General features: G+C 45.6%; 18 protein-coding genes. 11 read left to right on the forward strand and 7 right to left on the reverse strand.

Annotated elements, in window-relative coordinates:
- Positions 1 to 22 precede the first annotated feature (22 nt).
- Together FN815_RS16390 and era are read left to right on the forward strand one after the other, a co-directional pair.
- Positions 23 to 895 (forward strand): GntR family transcriptional regulator, encoded by an 873-nt coding sequence (locus FN815_RS16390; protein WP_281286810.1) that lies wholly within the window; start codon positions 23 to 25, stop codon positions 893 to 895.
- 196 nt (positions 896 to 1,091) lie between these two features.
- Positions 1,092 to 1,982 carry a GTPase Era gene (gene era, locus FN815_RS16395; RefSeq protein WP_142455757.1) on the forward strand — a complete coding sequence of 297 codons (891 nt, stop codon included), beginning with the start codon at positions 1,092 to 1,094 and terminating at the stop codon, positions 1,980 to 1,982.
- Positions 1,983 to 2,080: 98 nt separating this feature from the next.
- Here era and FN815_RS16400 read toward each other — a convergent pair whose 3' ends face one another.
- Positions 2,081 to 2,509, reverse strand: a complete 429-nt coding sequence (locus FN815_RS16400; protein ID WP_142455758.1) for a hypothetical protein — start codon at positions 2,507 to 2,509, stop codon at positions 2,081 to 2,083.
- Positions 2,510 to 2,651: 142 nt separating this feature from the next.
- Here FN815_RS16400 and FN815_RS16405 point away from each other — a divergent pair, with 142 nt between their 5' ends.
- Positions 2,652 to 3,365, forward strand: a complete 714-nt coding sequence (locus FN815_RS16405) for a cytidylate kinase-like family protein (protein ID WP_142455760.1) — start codon at positions 2,652 to 2,654, stop codon at positions 3,363 to 3,365.
- A gap of 208 nt (positions 3,366 to 3,573) precedes the next feature.
- Here the strand turns inward: FN815_RS16405 and FN815_RS16410 are convergent, their stop codons facing one another.
- The 4 genes from FN815_RS16410 to FN815_RS16425 all read right to left on the reverse strand — a co-directional run bounded on the left by FN815_RS16410 (position 3,574) and on the right by FN815_RS16425 (position 11,828).
- Entirely contained in the window at positions 3,574 to 4,449 is an 876-nt protein-coding gene (locus tag FN815_RS16410) for a mechanosensitive ion channel family protein (RefSeq protein WP_142455762.1), read from the reverse strand.
- Positions 4,450 to 4,676: 227 nt separating this feature from the next.
- A complete protein-coding gene (locus FN815_RS16415; RefSeq protein ID WP_142455764.1) occupies positions 4,677 to 5,435 on the reverse strand; it encodes an ABC transporter ATP-binding protein in 759 nt (252 codons plus the stop codon).
- Entirely contained in the window at positions 5,420 to 6,970 is a 1,551-nt protein-coding gene (locus FN815_RS16420; protein WP_142455766.1) for a hypothetical protein, read from the reverse strand. The genes FN815_RS16415 and FN815_RS16420 overlap by 16 nt, the downstream gene beginning before the upstream one ends.
- A 160-nt stretch (positions 6,971 to 7,130) precedes the next feature.
- Entirely contained in the window at positions 7,131 to 11,828 is a 4,698-nt protein-coding gene (locus FN815_RS16425; RefSeq protein WP_142455768.1) for a T9SS type A sorting domain-containing protein, read from the reverse strand.
- 158 nt (positions 11,829 to 11,986) lie between these two features.
- On the opposite strand from FN815_RS16425, the gene FN815_RS16430 reads away from it, so the two are divergent.
- From FN815_RS16430 to FN815_RS16445, 4 genes are all read left to right on the forward strand, one after another.
- Positions 11,987 to 13,453 (forward strand): ATP-binding protein, encoded by a 1,467-nt coding sequence (locus FN815_RS16430; RefSeq protein ID WP_142455770.1) that lies wholly within the window; start codon positions 11,987 to 11,989, stop codon positions 13,451 to 13,453.
- Between the two features lie 150 nt (positions 13,454 to 13,603).
- Complete coding sequence (locus FN815_RS16435; RefSeq protein WP_142455772.1) at positions 13,604 to 14,506, forward strand: YihY/virulence factor BrkB family protein; 903 nt, start codon at positions 13,604 to 13,606, stop codon at positions 14,504 to 14,506.
- 75 nt (positions 14,507 to 14,581) lie between these two features.
- Positions 14,582 to 14,800: a YlcI/YnfO family protein gene (locus FN815_RS16440; protein WP_142455774.1), complete on the forward strand. Its 219-nt coding sequence runs from the start codon at positions 14,582 to 14,584 to the stop codon at positions 14,798 to 14,800.
- A complete protein-coding gene (locus FN815_RS16445) occupies positions 14,797 to 15,198 on the forward strand; it encodes a putative toxin-antitoxin system toxin component, PIN family (RefSeq protein WP_142455776.1) in 402 nt (133 codons plus the stop codon). The genes FN815_RS16440 and FN815_RS16445 overlap by 4 nt, the downstream gene beginning before the upstream one ends.
- A gap of 463 nt (positions 15,199 to 15,661) precedes the next feature.
- Here the strand turns inward: FN815_RS16445 and FN815_RS16450 are convergent, their stop codons facing one another.
- Entirely contained in the window at positions 15,662 to 16,234 is a 573-nt protein-coding gene (locus FN815_RS16450) for an AraC family transcriptional regulator (protein WP_221930341.1), read from the reverse strand.
- A 469-nt stretch (positions 16,235 to 16,703) separates the two neighbouring features.
- Between FN815_RS16450 and miaA the strand changes: the two genes are divergently transcribed.
- From miaA to ruvA, 4 genes are all read left to right on the forward strand, one after another.
- A complete protein-coding gene (gene miaA, locus FN815_RS16455; RefSeq protein WP_142455778.1) occupies positions 16,704 to 17,606 on the forward strand; it encodes a tRNA (adenosine(37)-N6)-dimethylallyltransferase MiaA in 903 nt (300 codons plus the stop codon).
- Between the two features lie 158 nt (positions 17,607 to 17,764).
- Positions 17,765 to 18,601 carry an enoyl-ACP reductase FabI gene (locus tag FN815_RS16460; protein WP_142455780.1) on the forward strand — a complete coding sequence of 279 codons (837 nt, stop codon included), beginning with the start codon at positions 17,765 to 17,767 and terminating at the stop codon, positions 18,599 to 18,601.
- Positions 18,602 to 18,608: 7 nt separating this feature from the next.
- Positions 18,609 to 19,187 carry a crossover junction endodeoxyribonuclease RuvC gene (gene ruvC, locus FN815_RS16465; RefSeq protein ID WP_142455782.1) on the forward strand — a complete coding sequence of 193 codons (579 nt, stop codon included), beginning with the start codon at positions 18,609 to 18,611 and terminating at the stop codon, positions 19,185 to 19,187.
- A gap of 355 nt (positions 19,188 to 19,542) precedes the next feature.
- On the forward strand, positions 19,543 to 20,139 hold the full coding sequence (gene ruvA / locus FN815_RS16470; RefSeq protein WP_142455783.1) for a Holliday junction branch migration protein RuvA: 597 nt from the start codon (positions 19,543 to 19,545) through the stop codon (positions 20,137 to 20,139).
- Between the two features lie 494 nt (positions 20,140 to 20,633).
- Here ruvA and FN815_RS16475 read toward each other — a convergent pair whose 3' ends face one another.
- On the reverse strand, positions 20,634 to 23,492 hold the full coding sequence (locus FN815_RS16475) for an FAD-binding and (Fe-S)-binding domain-containing protein (protein ID WP_246075336.1): 2,859 nt from the start codon (positions 23,490 to 23,492) through the stop codon (positions 20,634 to 20,636).
- Between the last annotated feature and the right edge of the window lie 392 nt (positions 23,493 to 23,884).

The raw sequence follows: 23,884 nt of genomic DNA on the forward strand, positions 1-23,884 counted from the left end.
ACTGAAAACTTCTGCTAAACATATTGCCGACCGTATCCGCCTGATGATTGCCACCAAACAGTTCCAGGTGGGCGAGATGCTACCTTCTACCCGGGAACTGGGCCAACAGTTGGAGGCCAGCTTCCATACAGTGCGTAAGGCCTATCATATTTTGGAAGAAGAGGGATTGATTTTAGGTGAACAAGGCCGGGGCTTTACGGTGAAGAACCAGACTCCTTTGCTGGATAAATCAGCCCGGCTGGAAGTGGGTGGAGAAAAGGTGCAGGCCCTGGTAGAAGAGCTCATTGGGTATGGATTGGATGAATCCGAAATTGAGCTGTTGTTCCAGGAGCAATTGGGTTTCATGGAATGGCCCGATCGTATTCAGACTTCAGCCAGCGTAGGTGAGAACCATGAATTAGGGAAGATGCTGGCCGATGCCATTAAAAATCAGGTGGGCGTAAAAAGTGATGTCATTGACGTTACCGAATACGAAAGTGCGGCTAAATACGATGCCTTATTTGTGCCCATTCACCTGATGAGCCACTTTCGCAGTCTGCGCGACAGCCTGCTGATACTCCCTATTGTGTATGATTACGATCCCGATATCCTGCTTTCAATTGTAGATCGTGCGGCCATTGACACCATAGGCTTGGTAGCAGGCAGCGAAGACACTATTCCCAAAATAATCGATGAGCTAAAAAGGTCGATTCATTTTGAAGGCTCTTTTGTAGCCGGCACCACGTATGGCAAATCCCTCCCGCTTTTTGTGCGTGAATCAAACCTGATTTTATATACCTCGGAAAGCGCCCGCTTGGTTGAACAAAAGGTACCCGAACGCAGCCGGTTGCGCCTGCAATATCTGCTGTCAGAAAAAAGTTCCGAAATGATCCGTTCCGAACTTTGGGATCAGTAGAGATTTGAGTTATTAGTGTTAAGTGTTGAATTCTAAGTATCAGATCTTTTGAAGTTGTACTTCAAAAGTAAAAGTAGAACAAGGCTGAGCCTTGTGAAACACTTTAGCCCCTCCTTTCCGCTTTCTATTCATCCCATTGGTTTCTGAATAACCAAGCCCCTACCTTAAACCATGTAATTTTCACTTAAGCAGCAAAATGGCAGAAGAACGAACGCATAAATCCGGCTATGTAGCCATCATTGGGAAACCCAACGCGGGTAAATCCACGCTGATGAATAACATACTGGGTAGTAAGATTTCCATCACCACCCATAAGGCACAAACCACCCGCCATCAAATTGTAGGTATTTTTTCTGATGAGGATACACAAATTGTGTTTTTGGATACCCCCGGGGTGATCAGCCCAAAGTATGAGCTGCAAAAAGCTATGATGAAAACGGTTGAGCGTGCCCGTTCCGATGCCGACATCATCCTGTTCATTCATGATCCTACCGACAAATACCCCACGGATGATGTAATTGAGCTTATCAAATCCATTAACAAACCGGTGTTCCTGGTGGTTAACAAAATGGATGCCGCCAATCAGGAAGAGGCTGAAAAATCAGCTCAAGCCATCCAGGACAAAATGAAAATTCGGTCGGTACATTATGTATCTGCTACTATGGGGACCGGCGTTCGAGAGCTAATGGAAAATGTGCGTAGCAGCCTGTTGCCCGGTCCACCTTATTACCCCAAGGAAGATTTGAGTGAGCATCCCGTACGATTTTTTGTATCTGAATTGATTCGGGAGCAAATATTCCTGCAGTTTCACCAAGAGATTCCTTACTCCTGCACGGTAGAGGTAGTTTCTTATGATGCTGATATTGACATCGATCGAATTCATGCCGATATCATCGTAAATCAAAAATCCCAAAAAGGCATATTGATTGGCAAAAAAGGCTCCGCCATTAAAGAACTGGGGATACAGGCCCGGGAGTCTATCGAAGAATTTATAGGTAAGCAGGTGTATCTGGAACTCCATGTTAAAGTGCGGGAGAAATGGAGAGAAAAAGAAGGTTGGGTACGGAACCTGGGTTACGGGAAATAATGTAACCCCGCACCCTTACTCCGACCTCTAAGTTTTTGAAGCAGGTGTATAGGATAACATCGTTCAACCTACTTTGAGAGATAAAATGTTGCCTGGATTTATAGTGATACCAGTGTAGGAGCATTATCATTAAGCTGCTCAAGGTTATAAATGGCAATCACTTTCATTTTTTTGTTATGAAGATCTTTGGCGTCTGAAGCTTCATTATTTAGGATTAGGATTCCGTTACCTCCTAAAGCGGCGACTTCTGTTTTTAGTGAATCCATGATTTTAGCCGGGATGTCACCTGAAGCAGTCTCTTCAATTTCAATCATAGCCAACTCAAAGTATTCTCCTTTGATGTCGCCGGAATCTTTGAAGACCTTAAATTCGGTTTGGGCTGCTGATTCCGGTAGTACTTCAAACACATCGGCCGGTACCAATTTGGTTACATGTATTTTGGAAGTATAGCTTTCTGTTTGGGTGCAAGCGGCTGCGGTTATAAAAAGTGCGATGGCTGTTAGGGTAACTGATAATCGTGATTTCATCTCTCTGGTTCCTGTTTCTTAAAATTTATGAGACGTGCTTTGCTACGCACATGTCCCGGGAGATGTTTCATCAACTCTTCACAAATTTTCGCTACGGTGGTATTACATAGGTGATTAAATAATCTTGCTGAAGGGGGATATCATGAGTAAAAAGATCACGCAAATGATTGAGGACCAGATTCTATTCTGGATGAAGAAAAACACCGCGGAAAAAAACAATAAATACACAAGCCGAAAACTACCCATCATTACTATTTCCCGCGAATTCGGAGCTCATGGAGCAGCGCTTGCCACAAAGCTGGGCGAAGAGCTTGGCTTTAAAGTCTGGGACCGTGACCTGCTGGTTATCATCAGTGAGCAACTGGGCACCAGTGCCGATTATATTAAAGGATTGGATGAAGCCCGCCGGGGCATGCTTGAGGATACCATCTTCGGGTTTATGCACCAGCGAGAAACCAACCTTAACTACCTGATTTACCTGGTACGAGCAGTACGCACTTTAGAACGCATTGGCAATAATGTGATTGTAGGCCGGGGCGCCAATTACATATGCAGAGATCAGAAGTCTTTTCATATTCGGGTGGTGTGCCCGCTTAAAACACGCATCTATCGTTACGCCAAAAAAGAACATCTTTCAATTGATGAGGCTACCGAGATTGTGCTTACAAAAGATATGGAGCGAAGCAACTTCGTGAAGCATAACTTCAACCGCAATGCAGCCGATGCTTTTGATTACGACCTGACCCTTAACTCAGAAACTTACACTATTGAAGAAATGGCTAAACTTGCTACCAGAGCCTATGAGCTTAAAACGGGCGTCATGATCCAGCAGGATACTCAAGCCATAGTAGCATGAAAATTTATTCTCTAACCCAGAGTTACTCATATTCGCTGTGTCACTGACACACTTTTGACGGATGTAAAGCTTGCCTAATAAGCAACATCATAAAAAGGAGGATTGTTGCGGCTAAATTCTGAAAGTGCAATTCGGTGTCAGAGATTTATCCACTCTGGCTGGAATGACAAACCTCAGCAGAAAAATCTCTCATTGGCATTAACCAAAGTCAGACAGAATCTCCCTGGCTTGAATTTTTGCTTCTAACATTAACGTCTACAGGAAGCATATCTACGGCGGTGGTCACATTTGAACTGAAGGTAAAACCTTCTTCTGCCAGTTTTTTGTGACAAGCATTCATAACCAGAGATTTCACAGATACAAGTCCTGGATTTTCATTAAAGGTATTGATCCAGAAAAACACCTGCAGTTCTACATAGGTAGGAGTGAAACCGGAAATTTGTACGGCAGGTGCCGGTGTACTTAAAATAAAATCGGAAGTTTTTGCCACCTCCAGAAGCAGCTCTCTTGCTTTTTGGGGGTCATCGCCATAATCAATACCTATGGTAAAATCGCCCCGCCTAAGGCCGTCGCGCGTGAAGTTATGCAGCGGATTTTTATAGATAATAGCACTGGGGATAAAAATATCACACCCATCCCCAGTTCTGATGTGTACTTCCCTGACTTCAATCCTTTCAACCACCCCGCGTATACCGTTGCTTTCAATGACATCTCCAACATCAAACGAACGACTAAAAGACAAGAACAAACCAGCCAGCAAATTTTCTCCTATCTCACGAAATGCAAAACCAAGTACAACCGCCATCACGCCACCGGCAGCCAAAAAGCCGGTAGCTGCCTGTGTTAATCCCAATATGTTCAGTGCCAATATTATGCCCAGCAGGTTAAATCCCCAGCCTACTAGTCTCTTAAGCAATCTTGTTTGTTTTACTGTTTTAGCCTGCCTGCCAGTTAATAATTTGCTCAATGTATTGCTGACTATCTTACCTGCAATAACCAAAACTAACAATGCCAGCATTGCCCCTAATATTTTCGGAGCGGCATCCGCTATTTGTTGTAATTGAAGCTCGAAGCTTTCCTGCATATCGTTCTTACTGTATTTATGATTTGATTAAAAAATGTAGTCCCTATTTCTTCCAAATAAAACTGCCACTTTTCTTTAGGCTGATGAAATATCCAGATAAAGACAAACATGCTTAAGTTAGAGATAGGAATATGTAGAAATTCTGCAAATAACGAGCTTAACACCATTCCTGAGAAGCTAAGAACCTACATTCTGCCATAGGCACGCCATCAGATTTAGGTTTAGGTTTAGAGCCAATCTACTTGATCCTCCTTGCGTTCTACCTGTACGTATTGCTCAAATATCTCATGCAAACTCGCATCTTCCTGCAGCTCCTTTCGGCTTACGGAATCAAGGTAAGCTTTAATCTGTCCGTCGTGTAAAATGGCGATGTCATCACAGAGGTTTTCCACTACTTCCAGGATATGGCTGGTGATAATAATGGTGACGCCCTTTTCTTTAAGGCGCCGTATGATGTTCTTCATGCGGTTGATAGAAATGACATCCACCGACTCAAATGGTTCATCCAGCAGCAACAGTTTGGGCTCTACCAATACAGCCGTCACGAAGGCCAATTTCTTACGGCTGCCTGATGAGAGTTTATTCACTTTAATTTTAGCAAAATCCTTGATGTCGAAATAGTCCATCAGCGAGTAGGCTTTTTCCACCAAGCCTTTCTGCTCTACTTCATAGATTTCGCAGATATACTCAATAAATTCCAGGCTGCTAAATTGCTCAAACAACAGAGGAGGCTGTAATACCGAAGCGGTGATCTTCTTTATTTCCAGCTCATTATCAGCATTTAGTTCCATTCCATGCATGGAAATGTCGCCTTCTTCAAAATCCAGCAACCCGGTAAGCACGCCGATAAGTGTACTTTTCCCGGCTCCATTTGGTCCTATCAACCCAAAGATGGTTCCCTTGGGGATTTCCAGATCCAGATGTTTTAATACCGGCTCATCCTCGTAGCATTTCACCAGGTTCTTTATTTCTACAACTCGTTCCATAATCTCATTTGCACACGGTTCTTAAATAAACTCACCAACACATACATGTGCTGCCAAAGGTATACGGCCATCACTACAATTACCGTACTCATAATAGTAAGCCGATACCATTCTAAATCATTGAGAGGCACAAACACCAGGTAACCCATTGAAAAAATCAGGAATGAAATGGCAAAAGTTACTTTTTGCGGAATGATGGGATGCTTGTAGCTAAAAGAGGAATAGGTGGCTCTTTGATATTGAAAATAGGAACTCCACACAAACAGTAGCATAAACATCAAAAAGAAAAAGGTATTAGCAATAAAAATGTGAAGGGGTGAACCAATTTCAGGTATCAGCCATATCTCCACGGCTGTGATTACATAAAACACCAACAGCGGTAATATGATAACTCCCAGAAAACGCTCCTTCAATTGTTTTTCAAGAGATACCGGAAGTTGAAGATGTAGCAGTAACTCCCTATTCTCATAACCATACATATTGGCCATACCCATGGCCAAAAGCGCCACCGGGATGCCCGCTAAAATAGTGGGAATGAGAATAGTTTGAGCAACCTCATAATCTACATTCAGTAGCAATGGCACATAAACAATCGGTATGATAGTAAGGGTAAGCACTTGCAGGCGATTGTAGGGATGCTTCATCACATAGAAATAATATTTACCCGCATTTCTCCCCATCACTCTTTTAAGCACCGGCCATAAGGTACTGCTTTCCTCTTCGGCTTTTTTCAGGCCTGGGTTTAGCAAACCCTTCTTCGTGTTATTGAAATGATCAACAACCAATAATCCTGTCAGCATCACCCCGAATACAAAAAATACCCCAGCATATAACCAGCCGTAGCTTTCCGTTACGGTTTGAATGAGCATGCCTCCAGGCAACCAAGACAACACCGCATTGATGGTTTCTACCCGGGGCAAAAATTCTGCAAAAATCTGTGTTGCGTTAGAGGTCGCCAGAGAAACCAACTGAAACAACCCGAATACAAGAAAAAAGAAACCCACCACAACAATCATAAATCGTTTCTCTACCACTTGTATAAAACGATGTTTGATGGAATAGATAAGAGTGTAATTCAACATCACTGCCACCATCGCTACCGGTACCTGGTAGATGTATTCTACTTGTATCAGGAGAAAAACGAGCCAGCTAAAGTTGTAAATAATATTGACCGGGTGGCAAAAACCGATGAGCATCAGGTAACGGGTGAGCCGGTGCAAGGGGAAGCCAAAACCGAGCAATTTGCGGTTTTCTTCGATATTCATCAGCCGCATATTGGTGAATGAGAAGTGCATCACCCAGAAGGCATTGGCAAATATCAGCAGTATAAACGAATAGATGTTGGGAGTGAGCCAGGGTAGCTGCATCTCCATCCAGGGATCGCTATCCAACAAAACAACCACGATGGCGGTCCCGAGCAAATTCACCAACATTATTCCCAAAAACAGGATGTAACCTATCGTTAACAACAACTGAAACCGGTTCAGGTTGGAGATAAATATTCGCCAGTTTAATGTGAGCAGCCGGTAAAACAATGCGGTACGTTGATGAATGTATAAATGCCTGTTTATGATAACTCAAACATTTTTATTTCTCTATGAGAATATAATTTTCTATAAAATTAAAAAAAGGCAGCGGTTAAACTGCCTTTTCCTCTGTTACTTTTCTTCGTGACTTACCTTCACGATTAGCTAACTATTTCACCAGCATCATCTTACGGGTTTGCTTAAACTCTCCCGCTTTGATCCGGTAAATATACATCCCGCTTGAGAGTGCTCCGGCATCAAACGAAACCGTATGCTGCCCCGCTTTCATTGTTTGATTTACCAGGGTATACACTTTCTGTCCCAATATGGTATACACCTCCAGACTTACCGCTGCTGATTTTGGCAACGAAAAGGAAATGTTGGTCGTTGGGTTAAAAGGGTTGGGATAATTATTTCCAAGACTGAACTCTTCAGGTATCAGCTGACCCGTTTTTTCGGTATCTGTGAGTATCTCTAAATTAAAAGCTACATCTACCGTTGGCTGGCCGGGATCGTTGGTGATAATATGTAGCGTATCTGCATAATTACCGGCCCCTGTCTGTGTAGCGCTTAAAAAGAGCTGAACACTTGCCGAGTCGCCGGCTGCTATCACTCCCGAAGATGGTTCCACAGACTCAATGAGTCCTGATACACCATTGCTATCTGCTGTAGAAATTTGTTTTAGTGCGCCCTCATCCAAAAACTCCGGAGCCGAAAATTCCAACTCACTATCTCCACCATTAACCAAGGTAATGGAATGAGATGAGGTAGAGTCTTCCTGGAGCTGATACCGCACTTCTGTAGATGCCAGTTGTAGTTCAGGATATTTTGGCGGTATGATGGTTATCGCCCGTACCCGCACATTATTCTCCTCATTGCTTTCGAATACCTGATCCGTGACATCCAGCTTAGCCAGCAAGTAATAGCTTCCGGCATCTATATCAAGAGGCAGTCGTGTTCCGGACGAAGAGTTTATGAGTACATATTCATCTTTACCCAAGGTATCGATTCGCACCGAACTAAATAAGCTGTCATCTTCTGAGAGCGTTTCATCATCCGACAAATAAAAGCCGGCACGAAAACCATTTCTGACTGCTTCAGCACCATTATTATGAGCTGAAAGATGAATATTATCATTTACCAACGCACCTGCTTGTAAAGTATCAGGGCCGCTTAGGTAAAATTCCCCTGCCGACAGATCGGTAGAATCCTGTTCCATAACCGTTAAGGTGGTATGAATGTCGAACACATCGCCGTCCGTATCGTTGGAACGTACCTTTAGCGTGGCTTCATAGGTTCCCGGATCCACTCCTTCGGTAAAGAAGTTGAGATTTGGGTTGGCTTCTCCTCCACTCTTAAGACTTCCTGAGTACTTTTCAGGATACATCCAGGAAAGTTCATTTCCGGGATCAATACTCCACTCAAGTATGCTTCCGCCCTCCTGACTGATCAGGATGGGCTCTTGGGCTGATTCTCCTTTAAATAGCTCAACCGAAATACTATCCGGAGAGACTGCAATTTGAGGAAGATCGCTTTCGGATTTAACGGTGTAAGAGGCCACTTCACCAACATTGTCTCCCTCTTCCGTATCGGCGGCGGGAGCACCAACCATAAAATGATTTTCCCCATCCTGTGTGTAAGAGAACACACTTTGGCCAAACAAACCGGACTGTTCTCCATCTTGTGGATTGAGCGTTTTCATTGGCTCCCAGTTTCCTTCAAGTCCTTCCATTTCAGCAATCATTACACTGCCAGGGTATTCAGACTCCCGTTCAATATTGCCGGGTGCTCCGGCTACCAGGTAACTTTTTTCGCCGGGAAGTAAAAGACTTACATCCTGTCCAAACTGAGCTCCTTCTATCATCTCTCTGGAGATCAGAGGTTCTTGGGCTATCCACTCTTCTTCTTTTAAGATGTAAGTAAAAATGGCCCCGGTGGCGCTTTTGCCATCCAGAATAGCACCGGGTGCACCTATTGCCAATACGGGTACGCCTTCCGGATGAAGTTCGATATCTACAGAAGTACCAAAGTCTGCACTCGCGCTAAGCTCGGGATACTGTATTTTGTTGCGCAGTTCCCATGAGCCTTCACCGGCATATTCATACAAGTACACACTGCCGCCACTTTCTTCCGTCAAGGCAGCATTGGCCCCAATAGCTAAAAGTCGAATACCATATTCTTCCGAATTCAGCATATCCACACTAATACCAAATTGCTCGCCCTGAATAGGATTCTCAGGAAAAATGGGGGTGTTCATTCGGTATTCCCATTCGGTGGAGTAATCGTTTACAAAAACGGCACCCGCATCGGTCATATCATCCTGATCTTTTCCTGGTGCGCCTGCAATAACCATAGGCAACTCCTTGTCCTCGAAGCGGGCATCCACAAGCTGCACACTTTCACCAAAGCGAGCTCCATATTCTACATCGGCACGGATGTTTTCGATCATTTGCCATTCATTTTCTACTTTTTGAAAGAGGTACGCCGCTCCAGGCCAGTGCTCTGATTTCATTTTAAAGGTTCCAGGTCCTGTTCCGGGGGCACCAGCTACTACAAACCCTGATGCTCCTATCATCCCGGCATCCATGGCATGACCAAATCTTGAACCTGCGATAGGCTCTTCCGCACTGATTTGTGTACCAAGGCTCCATTCTCCATCCATAAATTCACGCACATAACCAACGCCGCGCTTCTCCTGCCGGCCGGGAATACCTCCGACAATTAAGCCACCGTTTGGGCCGCCACCTATAGAAAATCCATAGAGGTCATCCGGAATGACTTCCAGTGCCCTGAATATTTCTATGGGCGTGGGAGGAATGGTGGTATACACCACATCCAGATTTACAGGTACATCCATGTCGTTTACACCAAAGTCCGGTGATGAAAAGGTCAGTTCTCCGGAATAACTGCCCACATCCAAAGAAGAAGATCCGGTATTTACACTGATGGTGCGGCTTTGCCCGGGAGATAGTGTACCCGAAGTCAGGTTGGTACTGATCCAGGTCTCATTCGAAGATACTTCCCAGTTCAGCGTACTGCTGCCTTTGTTAGTAACCGTGATAGAGTTCGTTTCTATTTCTCCTTCGAGCGTTCTTGCATCAACCACCCTCGGGTATACGGGAATATCGGGTGTGGTATAAAAAGCCTTTAACTCAGCATCACGGTTAAGGACAGTAAGCTGCAAAACCCTTGAATTGGTCTCATGCCTGCCATCTATTTCCCAGTGACTGAAGCTGTTGGTTCCGGCGGTCTCCGGGGCATACACGTTAAATTGCTTATTGGGTTGATAACGTCTTTCCATTTCGGTTGACCCGCTGCCATCTCCGTATATGTCATCATGATAAATACTCAGATCTACCGAAGATGGGTTTTCGGACGCAAAGGTTAGCAAAGATGTACCCTGTATATCCAGCTTATAGGAATCCCAGCCATCCGAATCGTTATTGCTGTTTTCAGCATCGGAATTGGACAAGATGATTCCGATATACTTGTCGCCAATATGCCCATCTGGCAAACTCGGAGGTGAGGCATTTACATTGACTCCTCCCCCTGCCGAGAAATCATAACTGAAGCTTTGAGAGCCCAAATGGGTATCATTCGTCGTAATGTTTTCATCATCCGAAAGGTAGATATCAAAACTCCAGGAGCCATTTCCGGTAGCAGAAGAGCGGTTATATACCTTGAATCTTAATTCTGATAATCGTTCACCCTCTAAAGGCTGATCAGGACCGGCCGTGACATTCAGCACTACCAGGTCCAGTTGAGTTTCACGGTGATCAGATTTCAGGTCAGATCCATGATTGTACTTAAATTCCGTCACCCTTGTGTAACAAGTTGGGGCGATACGGTTTGAGTCTGAATCAATCTTGGTGTGAGAAGTGACGGCGTATGCAATCCGGTCACCACTTTTAAAGCCGTACACACCACTACCGCTCTGCCCGCCAAAGCCGACGCGGTCCTGACACATGGTATATCGTTCCGACTTAAATGCTTTAAAGTCAAAAGATCCCTGCCAGCGATACATCAGTTGTCCATTGTATGGAGATTCTGCAGGGTAGCTGTCATTGTAAAAGGTGTTATTCTTGAAATACCCGTTATCATTGTCATATCCGTGGCCAAACCATCCGGTTAAAAAACCAACAGGACGGTCTAAGTGAATCCAGGCTATATCGTGATCAAAGTTTTCATCCTGAGTCCAGCCTGTAAGTGAGTACAATGAACGGGCGCTGGCTCTTCCAAATGGTTCATCGCCATTTTCGTAGGCAGGAATAACCTGCACCCCGGTCGACCATCCCCCATCATCCTGAGAATGGATGCAGTGGCCGGCTGTGAGCACCCACTCGTAGCCAATCAGGGCACCGGAACACACATACGTTTTCCCATTCGAATAATTCATCTTTATTTTTACTGTTCGCCGGTAGGGAAAATCGGTAGGCGTAGTAACCTGGCTGAGTGAGCTAAACTTCTGCCTTTGGTTTTGCAAAGTTTGCGACTGCACTCCTTCCGGTTCGGGTTGAGCGGAATAGTCCGGCGAAAACTGGCTTTCCTGCAAACCCGTTCTCGGTAATTCCTGTACCTGCCTCACTTCTCCGGTACCCAGATCATATCTCATGATTTTACCTGCATCTGAAGAGCGGGAACCTGGCTCCTTAAATACGGGTAATGGCATAGGTTCTGCGTCTTCAAAACCTTCTGTTTGCGGTATAGCTGTATTTACTTGTGCAGGATCAAACTGTAAGACTTGCTTGTCAGTACCGGTTTCGGTTGCATCTACTTCGGGCAACTGTGCCTGTGCGTAGTGTGTTAATGTTAGGGTGATTAGAAAACATACTGATACGATGATTTTGGTAACTCTGCTATTCTTCATTTTGTACTTGTCTATTTATTATTCTGTCGACCTTTATCTTTGTATGCGTAATCCAAATCACTATTCGTTCACATTCTAATTTTAGCCTAAGAGGCTTTCTCGTGGGTTTAATTCATAACCCGTTCAACATTTTTTTATACATTTATTACCTATGATTCTTGCAATCAGAGCCCGCAATTCACAACGCATTCATTCCTGATATGACCGATCATCACGGTATCAACTGGCTCAACGACAGCTCCACTATTCTTAACTTCATCAAGAAACTGATGGGTGAACTGGATGAGCTCAAAGAGTTGGCTTTGCCCCTGGAAGAAGATGAAATCCTGTTTCTGCAAGGCGAACCGCTGGAATACGTGTACCTGCTGATGGAAGGCGAAGTGAAACTAACCCGTACGCAACCTGATAAGTCTGACATCACCCTCATTCATCTCGAACCGGGTAATTTTGTTGGGTTGATTGCCTTTACCACCGGGGCCCCTACCCTCACTTCGGCGCGCATCACCAAAGCCGGGATGGCCTTGAAAATGCGCCCCTCCCAATTTGAGATGTATCTAAGTGATCATCCACGGCTCAAACATCCGCTGCAGCAGCTGATGTTGAACAACATGATACAGCGGTATAAGAGCAATATCCGGCTGCAAACCAAGGCTTATCAGCTGAACAAGCAGATAACTCAGGACCGTAACGAACTCAAGAAAGCTTATAAACAGCTGGAAGAAACCCACCAGATGCTGGTGCACCAGGAAAAGATGGCGACCCTGGGAGAATTGGTGGCTGGTTTTGCCCACGAGGTTAATAATCCCGCTTCTTCACTGATGCGTTCCGCCGAAACCCTTTCCGAAATTTATGCAAACCTCGAAAGCACGGATGCTGCCTTCAAACTCTTTGAGTTTGGCCTGGAAAGCGAACCTATTGACAGCCATACGCTGCGCCAACGCATGGAAAAAATCAAAGCAGAACACCCGGATTTTGACGACCGGAGCCTGCTGCGAAAAATGGCTTACATGCCGGATGAGGCCTTGCAATACCTGTTCCAGGGAGGAAACATCCATCTTAAAGTTCAGCATTTTGAGGCCGGGAAGATGATACACAACATCCGGGTGGCCAGCGAGCGTATTGCCAAGCTGGTGAAGAGCCTGAAAAGCTACAGCCGGCAGGATCAGAACAAAGAAGAGATGGTGGATATCCGGGAAGGCATCAAAGATACTTTGCTGGTGCTTAGCAACCGGTTGAAGTTTGTGGAACTGAATTTACACCTCGACGACATCCCCAAAACCTGTATTTCGGTAGGTGATTTGAACCAGGTTTGGACCAACATCTTGGTAAATGCCTGCGATGTGCTACAACATTCCGGTTCCATCAGTATCTCTACCTGGCATGAAAAGAATAATATTATCGTTGAGATTGCGGATGATGGCCCAGGTATTCCCGAAGAGATAATGCCTAAGATATTTCAACCCAACTTTACCACCAAAAACCAGGGAGCTGAATTTGGGCTTGGATTAGGGCTTGCCATTTCCAGCGAGATCATTCAGCAGGCCGGCGGCGATATAGAAGCCAAAAATCGTGCTGAGGGCGGTGCGGTATTCACCATTACCTTGCCGGTGCGTGAAGATTGCTGAGTGTACATAAACCGGATGGGTTATTTCCTTCAAACCGTTCTAAATATCAACTATTGGCTGTATTTGTGTTACCTTGTACTGAATTCAGGAACGTATTGAACAGACTTACGTTATTAGATTGGTAAACCCACTGATCTCGGCAAAAAAACTATGAATACGAAGAAACTTTTGATGTTCTGGGAACTGCTAAAGGAAAGTTTCGAGTACTTTATTCAGAATGATCCACTCAGGCTAAGTTCTTCCACCTCTTTTTTTGCCACCTTCTCCTTAATTCCGATCATTGTTCTGCTCTTACATGCTTTTAGTATTGTATTTGACAAACAATTATTAACCGAAGAAGTACTAAGCGCATTAGAATCCAATTTAGGAGAGGAAACAACCAATTACTTATCCACCATTCTTGGGAATGTGCAGGAAATACAACAAGGAGTCTGGATTACCCTTGGTATCATTCTTTTTCTGAGCTTTGTAGCAACTACGCTCTTTATGGTTGTTCAAAGGTCCTTTAACCAAATTTGGAGGGTAAAATCAAAAGAAGGCGTCAGCTACATGTTCATCTTAAAGAACCGCGGTATTTCCCTGCTGGTAATCCTCGTTACAGGCCTTCTTTTTCTGGTAATGCTTTCTCTGGATATTGTGATAAGCTCTTTGGGTGAGAACGTTTTATACATTATACCCGCCATCGATCAGTGGCTGATGGACTTGTTGAATTTTGCTTTGTCGCTTGGAATCTTCACGTTATGGTTTGCTTCCATGTACAAGTTTTTGCCGGATGTTATTTTAAACTGGAAGACCGTCTGGCCCGGTTCCTTTCTTACGGCTGTTCTGTTTTCAATTGGTCAGTTTATACTGGAACATGTATTGATTTCTGGAAATATTGATAACATCTACGGTGCTTCAGGTTCTCTAGTGCTTTTGTTACTTTTTATTTTCTACTCCTCTTTCATTCTCTATTACGGCGCCTGTTTTGTGAAAACCTATGCTGAACACGCGGCAGAAGAGCTGGAAACGACCAAATTTGCTGTCAGGTATGAGATTAAGAAAATTGATTGAAGGAGCGAATGCATACAAACCTTCACTATTAATTTTGATTGTGTTACATTGCAATACAATTAAAGAAAAATCGCCATGGATACCACGCTTACCATTCGAATTGATAAAGAGCTTCAGCAGCAACTGGAAGAATCCTCTAAAAGATCAGGTAAATCGAAGAGTGAACTCGTAAGGGAGGCCTTAAAACGTCAGCTTAATATTGAATCCTTTCAGCAACTTAGGAAGGAACTTTTACCCTTTGGAGAGGTCCATGGATGGCTCACGGACGAAGATGTTTTTCGTGAAGTATCATGAAAATTTTTGCTGACACTAATGTTTTAGTTAGTGCTTTTACGGCAAGAGGGATTTGTGCAGATTTACTCGAAGTAATACTTGCGGATCATCAACTAATAACCGGAGAATTTGCATTAAAAGAACTGGAAAAAGTATTAATTGATAAGCTCAAAGTCCCTGACGATAAAGTTTCCCGGCTTATACTATTTCTTCGGAAGCATCATGTAGAGCCCATTCCAGATAAACCTTCTGATATAAAAGTGAGAGATGATGATGACCGTTGGGTGTTGGAGTCTGCAATTAGAGCGAATGCAGATATTTTAGTTACCGGGGATAAAGATCTTTTGGATATCTCAGACAAAATTTCTCAGCTAAAGATTATCGCACCAAGAGGATTTTGGGAATTATTGCAAAAATGAGTTGAATAAGTCCCTTTCTGTATTAATAAAGAAATTTTCACGGCTCAGAATGCTGATACAAGCCAAACGGTCCACCCCTATTTCTTGCCCACCTAAAACATGTGCACAGCTTGTGAAGCCATAGATTGGCCAATTTTCGTTTACCCTCATTCCATAAAAACCATCTGGGCGAAAACTTCTTTGCCCGGCCGCTTTATTTTACCCACCAAACGTTCCTACGGAACGCGGATGACTGATGATCGTTTTTCGTTGCTTTAAAGACACTCTATCGGTAGAAAAAATCCAACATAGATCTTTCCAGTCTTTAGCGAAGCGGAGACTGGAACGTAAAAGCATTGCGAGTCTTCAGACTCGCGTGGAGCAGGTCAAAAAAGTCTTGATTTGCTCTCTTTCCTAAAAATCTCTGCGGGATAAGTCACCAACAATCTCCTAATCTTTAATTTTCAATCTGTAATCTCTATCGCTAAATCTTGTCCAGCGGCTTGCGCTCCGGATTTTGAAGCTTTTGATATTCACTCATGCTCATTCCCGTGATTTCCTTGAACTGCCGGGAAAGGTGTTGCAGGTTTTTATAGCCCAAACGGTAGGCTATTTCACTGAAGCTGAGCTTGTTGTATTCTACCAATTCCTTGGCTTTCTCAATTTTCAGTCGGATGAAATATTTCTCAATGGTGATTTCTTCCCGCTTTGAAAATACCCGGGAAATGGTAGCATAACTCTTCGCCAGTTTCCTGGCCAGATAGTCCGATACAGAAATATCCTCATGCTCCATCCGGCCGGAATTTAACAGCTCAATAAGATTGGTTTTTACCTGCTCAGCCAGGATGGCATCATCGTCTTTAATCAACCCAAAATTAAACCGCTCCAACTCTTTTTCGATGTCTTTCATGCTGGGTTTGCCCCCCTCACGCACTACTTCCGCCTTGCCCAGCTGCACATGCTCCACCTGAAGCCCCAACCCTTTCAATGCCGTTTCTATGACCATCTCGCAACGGTCACAAACCATATTTTCTATATGTAGCGTCATTTTTTCCATAGCTATAATGTAAACAGAAATCCAAGAACGTTCATTCTTTGGAATGATGCGTTGCCTGATTTCTGAAATAATGTATCGGATTATGATTTACTTGGCTGCTAACACTTACACCCTCCGCCGGTTTTAACGAGTTAAAACCAAGACACCTTCCTCAAGGAAGGACTTATCCGAAGTGGAATTCCACTTGATTCCCTAATTCACTTCTAACTGCTTTTAGTACCTCGAAAAAGTCTCTCCTTGAGGAGAGTACGGCTTTAGCCGGGAGAGGTGTTGGCGCCAAAGGCAATTTCAACAACCAACACTCTCTCCACAAACTGGTTCCCAAGCTCTGGCTTGGGAACCTACATGTGAAGCTCCTGCTTCACTACCAACATGCGTATCAAGAAAACCTGGAGGTTTAGCCCCCTGTTCCGCAAGCAACAAATGATTACCTTTGCAAAAAATCATCACTCAAAAAAATCATCCCGTTTTGCGTATCATACTTTTAGGTCCTACCGCAGCTGGGAAAACCGAGCTGGCTCTACAGCTTGCGGAAGAACTAAACACCTCCATCATTTCGGCTGATTCCCGGCAATGCTATAAGCACATCAACATTGGTACTGCAAAACCCACTCAAGAGGAACTCGACCGGGTTCCCCATTACAATATTTCCATCCTGGAATTGGATGAAGATGATTCAGCCATGAATTTCCAGCGTCGGGCCGCACAATGGGAAGAAGAGATTCTCAAAGATAGCGCTCATGTAATCTATGCCGGCGGAAGCACGCTTCACCTCAAAAGCCTGATTCAGCCTTTCAATGAGATGCCGGATGCTGATGAAGAAAACCTTTCCAAACTGGAGGCTCAAATTGAAGAAAAAGGCCTGGAAGCCTTATATAAAAAACTGGAAGAAGTGGACCCCGAATATGCGGAAGGGATGGATGGCATGAACCGGCAACGCATCCTCCGGGCACTGGATGTATGGATGCAAACCGGACAGCCTTTTAGCAGCTTTCATCAACAGGAAGCCATTGAACCAGATGAAGACACCCTGGTTTTTGGGTTGAAATGGGAGCGGCAGAAGCTGTACGAGCGCATTAACCAACGGGTAAATCGTATGATGGAAGCCGGACTGGTGGATGAGGTGAAAGAGATTCTTCAAGATCACCCCAAAGACTTGCAAGCCCTGAACACCGTAGGCTACAAGGAAATCATGAAATACCTTGATGGGGAATGGACGCTGGAGAAAGCTGTGGAGAAAATCAAAACGCATACCCGTCGCTACGCCAAACGACAGCTTACCTGGTTTCGGCGATGGGAGTTTATAGAATGGCTGCCGGCAGAAGAGATGTCGGCCGGGGAGATGAAGGGAAAGATTCTTGAGAAGCTTTAGATGGACAGACCTCCAAGGTTTTAAAAACCTTGGAGGTCTTTTTGCAAGAAAACCATCATCCCAAAACCACCTTACCCTTTTTATCAACTCACAACTATCATTTTATTGGAATTATGGTGAATTTCCACCGCAATACAATCAACCTAAAAAATTAAACCATGAGTGACGGTTACGGACTATTAAAAGGAAAAAAAGGAATAATTTTTGGCGCGCTGGATGATCGTAGCATCGCCTGGCGCATTGCCCTGGCGTGTAAGCGGGAAGGCGCCGACTTTGTACTTACAAACGCCCCTATTGCCCTGCGACTGGGAGCCCTGGATGCCCTCGGGGAAGAAACAGGCGCCCCCATCATTCCCTGTGATGTAACCAAGGATGATGAAATTGAAGACCTGATGGCCAAAACCAAAGACCATCTGGGCAGCGTAGATTTTATTCTGCACGCCGTGGGGATGTCGCCCAACGTGCGCAAGAAACAAGAATACAACGACCTTAATTACAACTGGCTGCAACAAACGCTGGATATCTCAGCCATCTCGTTGCACCGCGTGCTACATCACGCCGAAAAATCAGAGATTTTAAATGATGGCGGCAGCGTGGTGGCGCTCTCGTACATCGGGGCACAACGCATTTTTTCCAAGTATTCGGACATGAACGATGCCAAAGCCCTGCTGGAAAGTATTGCCCGTAATTACGGCAGTCGATTGGCTGACCGTGGCATTCGCGTGAACACCGTTTCGCAAGCTCCCACCAAAACTTCGGCGGGGACCGGCATCAAAGGTTTTGACGGCATGTATACTTTTGCTGATAAGATTGCCCCCATGGGCAACCCATCTGCCGATGAATGTGCCGATTATGTAGTAACCCTCTTCTCGGATCTCACCCGCAAAGTGACCATGCAGAATCTCTATCACGACGGTGGTTTTGTAACGGCAGGGATCTCTGAAGAAATGATTGCAGATCTCGAAAAACTGTACGCCGACAAAGACGAAGAATAAAGTAGTTATGGCTAATGACGTCATCCTTGGCATCGACCCCGGCTCCCGAAACACTGGCTACGCCCTGTTGACGGAGCAAAACGGGCAGCTCATTGCCCTGCGCTGCGACGTCATTCGTATGGCCGATATCGATGATCACGCCGAACGCCTGCAGGTTATTTTTGATAAGGTTTCGGCCATCATCAAATCCAATAAACCCACGGCTTGTGCCGTGGAAACGCCGGTCTATGGCGTGGACCCAATGGCCATGCTGAAACTGGGAAGGGCACAAGCGGCAGCTATGCTGGCCATCACCAATAACGGACTGAATGCCGTGGAATATTTCCCCAAAGTGGTGAAAAAATCCATTACCGGCAACGGTAACGCCAGCAAAGAGCAGGTGGCGTTTATGCTGAACAAAATGGTGAAGCTGCCGGATGAGAAATTATCCAACGATGCCACTGATGCCCTCGCTGTAGCCTGGTGTCACCTAATGAAAGGGAAAGGCATTCCCGGATCCTCCAAGAAGAAAACGCATCAGAATAACAAAAAGGGCGACTGGGCCAGTTTTGTGGCGGATAATCCTGATCGCGTTAAAGGGATGTAGTGTGCGGTGTGCGGTGTGCGGTGTGCGGTGTGCGGTGTGCGGATTGTAATCAAGGTTATTATATCCTCAAAAAAGTTTAACTATTGGCAAGATAAATCCCGAAGGGATGTTAACATGAATAGCCCCGGGTTAAACCCGGGGAAGATGATAGAACTAGAAATAACCTCCGCCCTCATGGTTGCTTTATTGACTATATTTATTCGGAGGTTAGGCAATTTTCAGTAGAAGTTGGAGGCAGAGCCTCCGGTTGGCATTCCGCAGCGGAGCTACGGAACGAGTGGTAACTGACTTACTTAGTAAGTAAGGGCGCATTGCAATGCGCCTTTACAAGAACAAAACTAAAAACAGATCATCTATGATCGCATTTTTAAAAGGTTTTATTGAAGAGAAACGCGAAGGCGTCGTCATCTTGGATGTACAGGGCGTGGGCTACCGGGTGGAAATTTCCTCCATCACCCAGGAACAGCTCAAAAGTGCCGGCTCGGAGGTAAAACTGCTCACCTACCATCACATCACCGATAGCGATCAGCGGTTGTTTGGTTTCTTTTCCACGGATGAAAAAGCCCTGTTTGAAAAACTCATTACGGTAAAAGGTGTGGGGCCTAAACTTGGACTTACCATCCTCTCGGGGCTACCGGCAGATCAACTCATTGGAGCCATCACCAACAGCGACGACAAAACGCTTTCCCGTGTAAACGGCATCGGCAAGAAAACGGCCCAGCGCATCATTGTAGAACTCAAAGACAAGATGGCCGAATATGCCAAATCAGCCGGGGTACAGGCAACAGGATCTCAGGAAGCCGGTGTAACCGGAGAAGCCATCTCTGCCCTCGAATCCCTGGGCTTCAAAAAACGAGAAGCCGAACAAGCTGTAATGCAGGCGCTCAAAGAAGTTGATGGCGACGACTCTTCCAAAGTGATCAAGAAAGCTTTGGCGAGTTTAAATAAGTAGCTGAAGAATATCTACTTGCCCCGAAAATTCGGGGAACATTGAATAGTGAATAAGGAATTTTGAAGTTTTCTTTGTGGGATATTTAACTGTTGGAGTATTTCCTACTGACTCGATTTTAAGCATCTATTGAGGGCACATTAGTCTTCTTCAGAATATTATTTATGATTCGACCATCTTACACCCTCCGCTGGTTTTAACAAGTTAAAACCAAGCACCTCCCTCAAGGGAGGACTTATCCGCGATAGAATTCGACATAAAACCCTAATTTATTTTCAACTGGTTTAGGCACCACGAAAAAGTCTCTCCTTGAGGAGAGTACGGCTTTAGCCGGGAGAGGTGTTGGTGTAGAAGATTAGCATGCCTAACCAATTTTCTGCTTCCCATTTTAACTGTGATCGGTGTGATGAACTTGATGCTCTGAGATATTCCATCATCAATTTGAATTTAAAGTTTCCCAAATAAAACAAGGCTACCCCCCCTTACCTCCATATTCCCTAATCAACTAATCCCCTAATCCTCTGCGCAATCAACTCTGCCGGGTGCCACGCCTTGCGGCTCACCTCATCCTTAATTTGATGTCGGCACGAAAAGCCCGGAGCACAAACCAATTCCTCTTTCTTCTCCCGCAGCGCCGGAAACAGCACCAGTTCTCCAATATCCTGCGAGACCTCGTAGTGCTCTTTTTCATAACCAAAACTACCGGCCATTCCGCAGCAACCGGTTTGCAATTCTTCGACTTCATAGCCGGCCGCCTCCAACGCTTCCACCGTAGGCTGATTTCCCACCAGCGCCTTGGCATGGCAGTGCCCATGCAGCAGCACTTTTTGTTTTTGGTTTGAACCGGGGAGTTTGTCAGCATGATCAGCTACAAACTCCTCAAACATAAATGACTGCAGGGCCAGCTTTCTAGCCAACTCTTTTTGATCTTTCCGGCACAATTCCAGGAATTCATCCCGCAGCGTTAGAATTTCAGAGGGTTCCAGGCCCACGACCGGAATTCCTGCTTCCACATAATCTCTAAAATCATCCAGCACCTCGCGGACAATCTGCTGCGCATCTTTCAAAAAACCTTTTGACAACTGTGGTCGACCTGTTTCTTTGTGTTTTGAGATGATGACCTCATAGCCCATTGTCTCCAGTGTATGTACTGCTGCCATGGCAACATCCGGTTCGTTGTACCAACTAAACAAATCGACGAACAACACCACCTTCTCAGGGGACTGAACCGTCCCCTTTCGTTGATGTGCTTTAAACAAGCTCCCAAAACTACGTGGGGCAAAAGCCGGCAAATCTCGCCTCTGGTCGATGCCGAATACCTGTTCCAATCCCCATTTTACAGGGGCCGAAGCTGTAATCGCATTTGCAAGTTTTGGAGTGATGGATGCCAGCGGATACAACTTCCCGGCTTCGGCAAAAAAGCGTTCTTTCAGGGATGAACCATTTTGCTCGTGCCAGCCGTGCATAAACTCGGCCTTCATTTTAGCCATATCCACGTTGGCGGGACATTCGCTTTTGCAGGCCTTGCAGCTCAGGCATAAATCCAGGGCTTCGCGGAGCTCTTCAGAGGCAAAACCGTCGGGATGATCCCCCTCAAACACCTGCCGGAATACATTAGCCCGTCCGCGCGTGGTATCTTTTTCTTCTTTGGTGGCCATGTACGAGGGACACATGGTACCCCCGCTTTTCGCCAACTTTCGGCATACGCCCGCCCCGTTACACAACTCCGTAGCCTCTCCAAAACTACCTTCCTTCTCCCAGCTAAACACCGTCTCTGGCGCCGGCTTTTTGTATTCCGGGGAGAACCGGAGATCAGCCTCCATGGGCTTTGGGTTCACAATCTTGCCGGGATTGAAAATATATTCCGGATCCCAGATTTCTTTCACTTGCTTCAGTACCGGCATCATTTCTTCGCCTAACACCTTCGGAATGTATGGAGCTCTCGCTCGCCCATCACCATGTTCCCCCGAGAGCGAACCGCGGTACTTCTTCACCAAATCGGCAATTTCGCCGGCTATGGTTTTCATCTTTTCCAGACCGGCGGGGGTGGTGATATCCAGGACAGGACGCAGATGCAGCTCCCCCACCGAGGCATGTGCATAAAACACACAGCCGGTATCATGCTTCTCCAAAATCTGCTGAAATTCCTGCACGTACTCCGGCAGGTCCTGTACGCGCACGGCCGTATCCTCGCAGAAGGAAGGCGAGCGGGTGTCTTCCCCCAAGCCCATCAGCAAACCCAAACCCGCTTTTCGTAAATCCCATACCCGCTTCATCTTATCCGACTCGTCCACCACCGGATACGCGTAGCCCAAATTAAGCCCTGAAAGCCGTTGCCTGAGTTCTTCGGCTCTTTGGTGAAGCTTTGCCACATCTTGCCCCTCAAACTGGGTGATGAGAATGTATCGCGGCTCCCCATCCAGGAAAAACCGGTTTTTGCGCTGTTCTATATTTCCTTTGGTGGCATCTAAAATGATATGATCCACCAGTTCAACAGCTGCCGGGTCATATTTCACAATTTCTACTGCCGCCCGCATGGCTTCTTCCAGTGTCTTGAATTGTGGGATGATGAGCAGCTGATGTGGATCTTTGGGGACTAAATTCAGTTTGGCGGAAACGGTCATGGCCAGCGTGCCTTCGCTTCCACACAGCAGCTCGCAGAGATTAAATGGGCGACCATCTGCCCTGAAGGGCTGCATCTCCAGCAACTTATCCAGCGCATACCCCGTATTTCTGCGAATGATTTCTTTATGGGGATAACTGGTTTCAATCAACTCCCGGTGGCGTTCCAGCAGCTTCAACATGGAGCGGTAAATGTGTCCCTCCAGGTTATCCAGCTTCTTTTTCGCTTCCAGTTCTCTTGGGGTGAGCGGTTTGAAGGTCGCCCGGGAACCATCACTGAGCACCACCTCCATCTCCCGCACATGTTCGCGTGTGGTTTGATATTTGATGGAAAATGAACCCGCTGAATTATTGCCGATCATCCCGCCCATCATACAGCGGTTGGTGGTGGCGGTATCGGGGCCAAAAAGCAGTTGGTGTTTTCCGGCCTCCCGGTTCAGGATATCCCGGATTACGCCGGGCTCAACCAAAGCGAATTGCTCCTTCTCGTTCATCTCCAGGATTTGGGTCATGTAGCGGGAAACATCCATAATCACCCCGCCACCGGTGGTTTGTCCGGCAAGGCTTGTGCCCGCACTGCGCGCCGTAATGCTAAACCGGTGCGTATTCGCCTGCCGAACCAGCTGCTGGATATCCTCGGACGTTTTGGGAAAAGCCACGCCCTCCGGCACCTCCTGGTACATGGAGGCATCGGTGGCATACAAATGTCGGGTTAGCGAATCGCGCTGAATCAAAGAAACTCCTGCTTTTGGTTGGCAGAAGTTTGAGGGTATTTGCGGATAATATCAATGGGAAGTTTTAGGAGGCTTAGCAAATCCGTGTTAATCCTACAATCCAATTAATCTGTGGTTCAAACAAGGGAATCACGGATTAGGCGGATTTGAGGATTTCTCAGATAGCTAAGCTGATAATCAGAGGTCGAATAAGCTTTTTTTGCTCGCTACAAGCATAAGTAAAGGCACAGCCTTTATTGGCTCATTCTTTTGAAGTATAACTTCAAAAGATCTTGGAAGCCCACGGGTACCCCAATAACCATTTGGGCAATTAACTATTAACAAAACCTCTCTTTAATCAAAACAATTGAATAAATTTTTCCGCTTGCCTGTTTTTTCCTAAATTGGCTTTC

The sequence above is a fragment of the Gracilimonas mengyeensis genome, assembly GCF_900182705.1.
In the GTDB taxonomy this organism is placed as follows: Bacteria; Bacteroidota; Rhodothermia; order Balneolales; family Balneolaceae; genus Gracilimonas; species Gracilimonas mengyeensis.

Bases quoted from the DNA above. Each gene is read 5' to 3' on its own strand.
- era (WP_142455757.1), top strand. From the start codon at position 1,092: ATGGCAGAAGAACGAACGCATAAATCCGGCTATGTAGCCATCATTGGG.
- FN815_RS16400 (WP_142455758.1), bottom strand. From the start codon at position 2,509: ATGAAATCACGATTATCAGTTACCCTAACAGCCATCGCACTTTTTATA.
- FN815_RS16405 (WP_142455760.1), top strand. From the start codon at position 2,652: ATGAGTAAAAAGATCACGCAAATGATTGAGGACCAGATTCTATTCTGG.
- FN815_RS16410 (WP_142455762.1), bottom strand. From the start codon at position 4,449: ATGCAGGAAAGCTTCGAGCTTCAATTACAACAAATAGCGGATGCCGCT.
- FN815_RS16415 (WP_142455764.1), bottom strand. From the start codon at position 5,435: ATGGAACGAGTTGTAGAAATAAAGAACCTGGTGAAATGCTACGAGGAT.
- FN815_RS16425 (WP_142455768.1), bottom strand. From the start codon at position 11,828: ATGAAGAATAGCAGAGTTACCAAAATCATCGTATCAGTATGTTTTCTA.
- FN815_RS16435 (WP_142455772.1), top strand. From the start codon at position 13,604: ATGAATACGAAGAAACTTTTGATGTTCTGGGAACTGCTAAAGGAAAGT.
- FN815_RS16440 (WP_142455774.1), top strand. From the start codon at position 14,582: ATGGATACCACGCTTACCATTCGAATTGATAAAGAGCTTCAGCAGCAA.
- FN815_RS16445 (WP_142455776.1), top strand. From the start codon at position 14,797: ATGAAAATTTTTGCTGACACTAATGTTTTAGTTAGTGCTTTTACGGCA.
- FN815_RS16450 (WP_221930341.1), bottom strand. From the start codon at position 16,234: ATGGAAAAAATGACGCTACATATAGAAAATATGGTTTGTGACCGTTGC.
- FN815_RS16460 (WP_142455780.1), top strand. From the start codon at position 17,765: ATGAGTGACGGTTACGGACTATTAAAAGGAAAAAAAGGAATAATTTTT.
- ruvC (WP_142455782.1), top strand. From the start codon at position 18,609: ATGGCTAATGACGTCATCCTTGGCATCGACCCCGGCTCCCGAAACACT.
- ruvA (WP_142455783.1), top strand. From the start codon at position 19,543: ATGATCGCATTTTTAAAAGGTTTTATTGAAGAGAAACGCGAAGGCGTC.